This is a genomic window from Streptomyces spongiae (assembly GCF_009377185.1).
Classification (GTDB): domain Bacteria; phylum Actinomycetota; class Actinomycetes; order Streptomycetales; family Streptomycetaceae; genus Streptomyces; species Streptomyces spongiae.
Genome location: NZ_VJZC01000458.1, coordinates 1 through 8185, shown reverse-complemented (window position 1 = coordinate 8185; position 8185 = coordinate 1). Strand labels below are relative to the sequence as shown.

The following is an 8185-nucleotide window of genomic DNA, read 5'->3' as shown; positions in this document are numbered from 1 at the left end:
GTTCCGGCCTCCTCCCGTGTTCCAGCGACCCCCGTGGCGGGTACGAAGCCTGTGCCCGCCATGTACATGCCCCGCTCGCAACGCGGCGGCGACCACCGGGCCCCCAGCTCTCCCGTGCACAACCATTTCCTGACACTGTGTCAGTTCAGTAATCTGACACTGCGTCAGTTAATTGGCTGTCACACAGGAGCGGGGCGGACCGATGCTTGGATCAACCCACGGCACCCTCACCACCGACTCCCGCCGGGCCCGGGTCATCGCCTGCGGCGAGCAACCCTCACCCGTCGTGCACGGCAGGCCCGCCGCGACCGACGACCTCGACGTCAGCGGGCGCCCGCTGTACGCCGACGTCCCCGATCTCGACCGCTTCTTCCGCCCCGAGTCCGTGGCCGTGGTCGGCGCCTCGGACACCGAGGGGCGGCCGAACACCGGTATCACGCGCCAACTGCTCGCCTGGGCCGAACGGGTCGGCGCCCGGCTGCACCCGGTGCACCCCACACGCCGGTCCGTCTTCGGCATCCCCTGCGCTCCTTCCGTCCTCCACCTGCCCGAGCAGGTGGACCTCGCCGTACTGCTGGTCGCCGACCCCGTTCCCGTGATCGAGGAACTCGCCGGGACCAAGGTGAAGTTCGCGGTCGCCTTCGCCTCCGGGTTCGCGGAGACGGGTGCGGAGGGCGCGGCCGCGCAGGAGCGGCTGGCCGCCGCCGTCGCGCGCTCGGGACTGCGGTTGCTGGGCCCGAACACCAACCTCAACGCCTTCGAGCGGTTCCGGGACGACCTGGACGGGCCGGCCATCGCGCTCATCACGCAGTCCGGCCACCAGGGCCGCCCCGTCTTCGCCCTCCAGGAACTCGGCATCCGCCTCTCGCACTGGGCGCCCACCGGCAACGAGGCCGACCTGGAGACCGCCGACTTCATCTCCTACTTCGCCGAGCAGCCCGAGGTGGGCGCCATCGCCGCCTATGTGGAGGGCCTGAAGGACGGCCGCGCCTTTCTGCTCGCCGCCGACAGGGCGGCCCGGCGCGGGGTGCCCGTCGTCGCCGTCAAGGTCGGCCGTACCGAGACCGGCGCCCGCACCGCCGCATCGCACACCGGCAAGCTGACCGGTGCCGACGCGGTGGTGGACGCGGCCATGCGGCAGTTCGGCGTGATACGGGTGGACGGGCTCGACGAACTCCAGGACACCGCGGCCCTGTTGGCGCGGGCGCGCCGCCGGCCGGACACCGGGGACGGCAGGTCTCGGACCGCCGACCGGACCGCCGACCGGACCGCTGGCCGAACCGCCGACCGGATCGCCGACCGAACCGCCGACGGGGTCGTCGTCTATTCGATCTCGGGCGGCACGGGCGCGCACTTCGCCGATCTGGCGACCGAGGCGGGCCTCCACCTCCCCGTGCTGTCGGAGGACAAGCAGGCCGAGCTGCACGAGTGGATACCCGAGTACCTGAACGTGGCCAACCCCGTCGACAACGGCGGGCACCCGGTGGGCGACTGGCGCGGGCGGAAGATCATCGACGCGATCCTCGACGACCCGGACGTGGGAGTGCTGATCTGTCCCATCACCGGGCCCTTCCCCCCGATGAGCGACAAGCTCGCGCAGGACCTCGTGGACGCGGCGGAGCAGACGGACAAGCTGGTGTGCGTGGTGTGGGGCTCGCCGGTGGGCACCGAGTCCGCGTACCGGGAGACGCTGCTCGGCTCGTCCCGGGTGGCGACCTTCCGTACCTTCGCCAACTGCATCACGGCCGTCCGCGCCCACCTCGACCACCAGCGGTTCACCGCCGGGTACCGCTCCCCCTTCGACGAGGCGCCCCGCACCCCGTCGCCCTCCTTCCGCAAGGCCCAGGCGCTGATGCGGCCGGGACAGCAGCTGAGCGAGCACGCGGCGAAGCAGCTGCTGCGGGCGTACGGGATCCGTGTCCCGCGCGAGCAGTTGGTGACCAGCGCCGCCGCGGCCGTGCGTGCGGCGAGCCTGGTCGGCTACCCGGTGGTGATGAAGGCGTCCGGCGCGCGGATCGCGCACAAGACGGAGCTCGGACTGGTGAAGATCGGGCTGACCTCGGCCAGTCAGGTCCGCGACGCCTATCGCGAGCTCACCGACATCGCGCGCTACGAGGGCATCTCGCTCGACGGGGTGCTGGTGTGCCAGATGGTCGAGCGGGGCGTGGAGATGGTCGTGGGTGTCACGCACGACCGGCTCTTCGGGCCCACGGTGACGGTCGGGCTCGGCGGAGTGCTGGTGGAGGTCCTGCGCGACTCCGCCGTACGCGTACCCCCCTTCGGCGAGGACCAGGCCCACGCCATGCTCACCGAACTGCGCGGGCGGGCTCTGCTGGACGGGGTGCGCGGGGCTCCCCCGGCCGACGTGGACGCCCTCGTCGAGGTCGTGCTCCGCGTGCAGCGCATGGCGCTGGAGCTCGGGGACGACATCGCCGAGCTGGACATCAACCCGCTGATGGTGCTCCCCCGCGGGCAGGGCGCCGTGGCGCTGGACGCGCTGGCGGTGTGCCGCTGAGCGCGACCTTCCGACCAGGAATTTCGTCACTCCCCGCATCCAACGGAGTCCCCACATGCCCGATTCCCCCCTTGTTCCTCCTGAAAAATCCCGTGACTCATTGATACTGCACGCCACTGACAACGCCGTCTCGTGGATCACCCTCAACCGCCCCGAGGCGATGAACGCGATCACCCCCGACCAGCGGGAACGGATCATCCAGCTGCTGACGGAGGCATCCGCGGACCCGACCGTACGGGCCGTCGTCATCACCGCCACGGGCCGCGGCTTCTGCGCGGGCGCGGACCTGCGCGGGACCTCAGCCCAGCCCGGCGAGCGCGTGGCCGGCGATGTCGCCCGCACCATCCGGCTCGGCGCCCAGCGCCTGATCGCCGCCGTGCTCGACTGCGAGAAGCCGGTGATCGCGGCGGTGAACGGCACGGCGGCCGGGATCGGAGCGCACCTGGCGTTCGCGTGCGACCTGGTGCTGGCGGCCGAACCGGCGCGTTTCATCGAGGTGTTCGTACGGCGCGGCCTCGTGCCGGACGGCGGCGGCGCGTACCTCCTCCCCCGCCTGATCGGGCCCCGGCGGGCGAAGGAGCTGATGTTCTTCGGCGACGCCCTGTCGGCGGCGGACGCGGAACGGCTCGGGCTGGTCAACCGCGTGGTTCCGCCGGAGGAGTTGGAGAAGACGGCCCGCGAGTGGGCCGAACGCCTCGCCACCGGCCCCACCCGCGCCCTCGCCCTGACCAAGCAGCTCGTGAACGCGTCCCTCGACACCGACCGCGCCACCGCCTTCGCCGCCGAGGCCGCCGCCCAGGAGATCAACATGACGACGGCCGACGCGAACGAGGGTGTGGCGAGCTTCGTGGAGCGTCGTACACCGCGGTACGAGGGGCGCTGACCCGGCTCTTCACTTCTGACGACCCGTCAGGTTCAATGGCGGTGTGATGGGAAGCGCAGGGATGGCGGCCGCCGCCGTCCGGTACCTGAGGTCAGCGGAGGCTCGCACGGCTGCCGTGGAGCCCGTCGAAGCGCTGCCGCGCCCCGAGTTGCGGTGCGTCGGGGAGGACGAGCGGGCGCCGGTCGACCAGGCGGAGTTCCGGCGAGTGCTGGGGAACTTCGCGACGGGGGTGACCGTCATCACCGCCCCCGCGGCCAAGGACGACGGCCTGGCCGCCCCCGCAGGCTTCGCCTGCCAGTCCTTCTCCTCCCTCTCCCTCGATCCGCCGCTGGTCGCGTTCATGGTCGGCCGTACGTCGACGACCTGGCCGCGCCTCGCCCGCGCGGGCGTCTTCTGCGTGAACGTGCTGGCCGCCGATCAGGGCGGGTTGTGCCGTGGGTTCGCGGTGAGCGGGGCCGACAAGTTCGCCGGGGTCGCGTACGACGCGGCACCCGCCACGGGTTCGCCACGTCTCACCGGCGCCGCCGCCTGGATCGACTGCGCGATCCACGCCGTACACACCGGCGGGGACCACCTGATCGTGGTGGGCCGGGTGGCGGCTCTGGGCACGAGCCTCGAGGACAGCGCACCTCTGCTGTTCCACCGGGGCCGGTTCGGCGAGCTCAGTCCCTGAGGCCGGGCCTCGGCACCACCACCCGGGCCGGTCTCAGGCCACCGCCACCCGCCCCACCGGTCTCCGCCGGATCACCAGGGACATCAGCGCGGCCACCGCGCACAGCGCGCCCGAGGCGTACCAGACGACGTCGTACGAGCCGAAGGTGTCCCGGGCGACGCCGCCGAGGAAGGCGACGAGGGCGGCGCCGACCTGGTGGGAGGCGAGGACCCAGCCGAAGACGATGGCGCTGTCGTCGCCGTACTGCTCGCGGCACAGCGCGAGGGTCGGCGGGACCGTGGCGACCCAGTCGAGGCCGTAGAAGACGATGAAGAAGACCATCGGCAGCTGGACGCTCGGGGCCAGCAGCATGGGCAGGAAGAGGAGCGAGACGCCGCGGAAGGCGTAGTAGATCGCGAGCAGTCGGCGGGGTTCGAAGCGGTCGGTGAACCAGCCGGAGGCGATGGTGCCGAGGACGTCGAAGACCCCGATGACCGCCAGCAGTGAGGCCGCCGCCGTGATGGGCATGCCGTGGTCGTGGGAGGCGGGGATGAAGTGGGTCTGGATCAGACCGTTGGTGGAGGCGCCGCAGATCGCGAAGGTGCCCGCCAGCAGCCAGAACGGGCCGGTGCGCATCGCCGAGAAGAGGACGGTCACCGCGCGGCGGGCGGCCCCCGGTACGGGCGCGGGCTTCTCGACGAACTCCTTCGCCCCGTACGGCTTCAGGCCCACGTCGGCGGGGTGGTCCCGCAGCAGCAGCCAGACGAAGGGGACGACGACGAGGGCGGCGAGGGCCACCGTGACGGCGGCGGGGCGCCAGTCGTACTCCTCGACGATCCAGGACAGCAGCGGCAGGAAGACCAACTGGCCGGAGGCGGAGGCCGCGGTGAGGATGCCGGTGACCAGGCCGCGCCGCTCGGTGAACCAGCGGTTGGTGACCGTGGCGGCGAAGGCCAGCGCCATCGAGCCCGCGCCCACGCCCACCAACAGGCCCCAGCACAGCATGAGTTGCCAGGCCGCGGTCATCCACACGGTGGCGCCCGAGCCGACGGCGATCACCGTCAGCGCGACCGCGACCACCCGTCGGATGCCGAACCGGTCCATCAGCGCGGCGGCGAACGGGGCCGTCAGCCCGTAGAGCGCCAGGTTGATCGAGACGGCCGCGCCGATCGTGCCGCGCGACCAGTCGAACTCCTGGTGCAGGGGGTCGATGAGCAGGCCGGGCAGGGAGCGGAAGGCCGCGGCACCGGTGATCGTCACGAAGGTCACGGCCGCGACGAACCAGGCACGGTGGAAACGGCTACGCGACGGCCGGGTGGGCAGGCTTCTCTCGGGGGCGGCGGTGGTCTCGGTTGTCTGCGTCACGTCATAGAGCTTGCGTCCTGCGGCGACGCCCATCGAGTGGCCGGAAAGCCAGCATTCGCTAGGATCAGGCCATGAGTAGTGGCGGCAGTAGCGGCAGTGGCAGCAGTAGCGGCAATGACAGCAGCGCACGGGGGTTCCGTCCGCACCGGGTCGTCGTTCTGGCCCTCGACGGACTGCTGCCCTTCGAACTCGGCATCCCGCACCGCATCTTCGGCCGTCCCAAGGACGCGGCACGGCGACACCTGTACGAGGTCGTGACCTGCTCGGTCCGGCCGCCCGGCCCGGTACGGACGGACGCCGACTTCGCCATCCAGGTCGAGCACGGGCCCGAGGCGCTGGCCACCGCCGACACGGTCGTCGTCCCGGCGTCGTACGAGCTCGGACCCGTCTTCGAGCAGGGGGTGCTGACCGACGAGCTGGCCGCCGCCCTCGCCCATGTCAGGCCCGGCACCCGGTTCGCCTCCATCTGCACCGGCGTGTACGTCCTCGCCGCCGCCGGCCTCCTCGACGGTCGTCCCGCCACCACGCACTGGGCCGACGCCGAGCGCCTGCAGCGGCTGTTCCCCCGGATCGAGGTCGACCCCGACGTGCTGTTCATCGACGACGGCGATGTGCTGACCTCCGCGGGCGTCGCGGCCGGTATCGACCTGTGCCTGCACATCGTGCGCCGCGACCACGGCGCGGCCGTCGCCAACGACGTGGCCCGGCGCACGGTCGTACCGCCGCACCGTGACGGCGGGCAGGCGCAGTACATCGAGCGGCCGGTCCCGGACCCGCAGTCGGCGACCACGACCAGCGCCCGTGCCTGGGCACTGGGCCGTCTGCACGAGCCGATCCAGCTCCGGGACATGGCCGCGCGGGAGTCCATGTCGGTGCGTACGTTCACCCGCCGCTTCCGGGAGGAAACCGGCGTCAGCCCCGGCCAATGGCTCACCCAGCAGCGCGTCGAGCGCGCCCGCCATCTGCTGGAGTCCAGCGACCTGTCCATCGACCAGGTGGCCCACGACGCCGGTTTCGGCACGGCCCAGTCGATGCGGCAGCATCTGCAGGCGGCGCTAGGAGTCACTCCGACCGCGTATCGACGGACGTTCCGCGCCGGGGGCGGGCGCGATCGGGCTGTCGGCGGCGAGGACGACTGGGCCGTCGGGAGCGGGGACGACTGGGCCGTCGGGAGCCGGGACGACTGGGCCGTCGGGAGCCGGGACGGTCGGGCCGTCGGGAGCCGGGACGGTCGGGCCGTCGGGAGCCGGGACGGTCGGGCCGTCCGCAGCGAGAACGACCGCGCCGTCCGCAGCGAGAACGGTCGCCTCGTCGGCAGCGGGCACGACCGGGGCGTCGGGAGCGGGCACGACAGCGCCGTCCGCAGCGAGAACGGTCGCCTCGTCGGCAGCGGACACGACCGGGGCGTCGGGAGCGGGCACGACAGCGCCGTCCGCAGCGAGAACGGTCGCCTCGTCGGCAGCGGGCACGACCGGGGCGTCGGCAGTGAGAACGGCTGGGCTGTCGGCAGTGAGAACGGCCGGGTCGGCAGCGGGAGTTGAGCGTGTGGCGGAGACCCTCTCGAGTCTGCGCTCCCCCAGTGCGCCGATCGCCGTGAGGACGAGCGTGAGGACGACGCCCGCGAGGATCGCCGTGGACGGCGCGACGAAGTTCAGCAGGGCACCCGCGAGGGAGCCCGTCGCCGCGTAACCCGCTCCCGCCGCCGCGTACATCACCGAGTAACCGGCGGCCAGGGCGCTCGACGGGAGCGCCTCGCCCAGGGAGAGGTTGCGGGTGATCAACGCGGCCGACTGGAGGACGCCGGCGAGGACGAGCGCGACGGCGATCCACGCCGTGTGGGGTATGAGGGCGACCAGCGTCACGCACACCGAGATGCCGCACATCAGCACCACGCTCCGGGTACGCAACCGGCCCGGCCAGGAGCGCAGGCCGTACAGGAACGCGCCCACCGCCGAAGCCAGGGCGAACGCGGTGAGCAGCGGTCCCGACCAGCCGACACCCGTGCCGCGCTGTTCCAGAAGTGCGGGCAGCATGAGTTCGGCCAGGCCGAGGACGCAGAGGGAGGCCGCGCCCGTGACGTACACCGGCCAGGCCCGGGCCAGGAGGCGGAGCATCGACGTGCCCTCGCCGTCCGCCCCGTCCGCGTCCCAGCCCGCGGGCAGCAGCCACAGGCCCGGGACGGACGAGGCCATGAGGGCGGCGGCGAGCAGCAGCGGGACCCAGGGGGCGACGCCCAGCGCCAGGCCGGTGACCGCGGCCGGGGACACCGCCCATACACCGGACATCAGCATCGACTCCAGGGACAGGGCCTGGGTCACCGCCCGTTTCGGGACGATGCCGGTCAGCAGGGCGCGCAGGCCTCCGGCGGATGCCGCGGGGGCGGCGCCCGCGAGGAAGGCGAACGCGGCGAGTACCGCCGGGTGGGCGGTCGGTAACAGGCCGAGGCCCGCGAAGCCGGCCGCGCCCGCGGTGAGGCCGGCGGCTAGGTGGGGGCGGGCTCGCTCCGGGCGTGTGCGCATGCCCAGGAGGGGGGCGCCGAGGATCTCGCCTATGACGTACGCCGCCGCGAGGGCCGCGCCCAGGGTGTAGCCGCCTGGGCGTTCGCGGACGAGGAAGACCAGGGCGAGGGGGGCCATCGCTACGGGCATGCGGGCGGCGACGGACACGATGGCCCAGGTCAGGACCTGTTTGGAGGCGACGTCTCGGTAGGTCATGGCTCGACGGTAGGCGACGGCACTGACAGCGCCCCAGGGCTTTTCCTGTCTCTTAT

3 protein-coding genes and 4 pseudogenes are annotated in these 8185 nt (G+C 72.6%); 5 read left to right on the top strand and 2 right to left on the bottom strand.

The genetic code is table 11. The features are described 5' to 3' along the window. Nucleotides 1-202: 202 nt before the first annotated feature. The 4 genes and pseudogenes from FNH08_RS54190 to FNH08_RS38040 all read left to right on the top strand — a co-directional run. A pseudogene (locus FNH08_RS54190) lies at nucleotides 203-1210 on the top strand (CoA-binding protein); the annotation flags it as partial. A gap of 93 nt (nucleotides 1211-1303) precedes the next feature. After that, nucleotides 1304-2515 (top strand): annotated as a pseudogene (locus FNH08_RS54185) (acetate--CoA ligase family protein); the annotation flags it as partial. Nucleotides 2516-2570: 55 nt separating this feature from the next. After that, on the top strand, nucleotides 2571-3398 hold the full coding sequence (locus tag FNH08_RS38045) for an enoyl-CoA hydratase/isomerase family protein (protein WP_152776091.1): 828 nt from the start codon (nucleotides 2571-2573) through the stop codon (nucleotides 3396-3398). A gap of 61 nt (nucleotides 3399-3459) precedes the next feature. Beyond that, on the top strand, nucleotides 3460-4071 hold the full coding sequence (locus FNH08_RS38040) for a flavin reductase family protein (RefSeq protein ID WP_152776094.1): 612 nt from the start codon (nucleotides 3460-3462) through the stop codon (nucleotides 4069-4071). Between the two features lie 33 nt (nucleotides 4072-4104). Here FNH08_RS38040 and FNH08_RS38035 read toward each other — a convergent pair whose 3' ends face one another. Continuing rightward, nucleotides 4105-5415 (bottom strand): MFS transporter, encoded by a 1311-nt coding sequence (locus FNH08_RS38035; protein WP_322726147.1) that lies wholly within the window; start codon nucleotides 5413-5415, stop codon nucleotides 4105-4107. 71 nt (nucleotides 5416-5486) lie between these two features. Between FNH08_RS38035 and FNH08_RS38030 the strand changes: the two are divergent. Further along, nucleotides 5487-6521, top strand: a pseudogene (locus FNH08_RS38030) (GlxA family transcriptional regulator); the annotation flags it as partial. Nucleotides 6522-6920: 399 nt separating this feature from the next. Here FNH08_RS38030 and FNH08_RS38025 read toward each other — a convergent pair. Further along, nucleotides 6921-8129 (bottom strand): annotated as a pseudogene (locus FNH08_RS38025) (MFS transporter); the annotation flags it as partial. Between the last annotated feature and the right edge of the window lie 56 nt (nucleotides 8130-8185).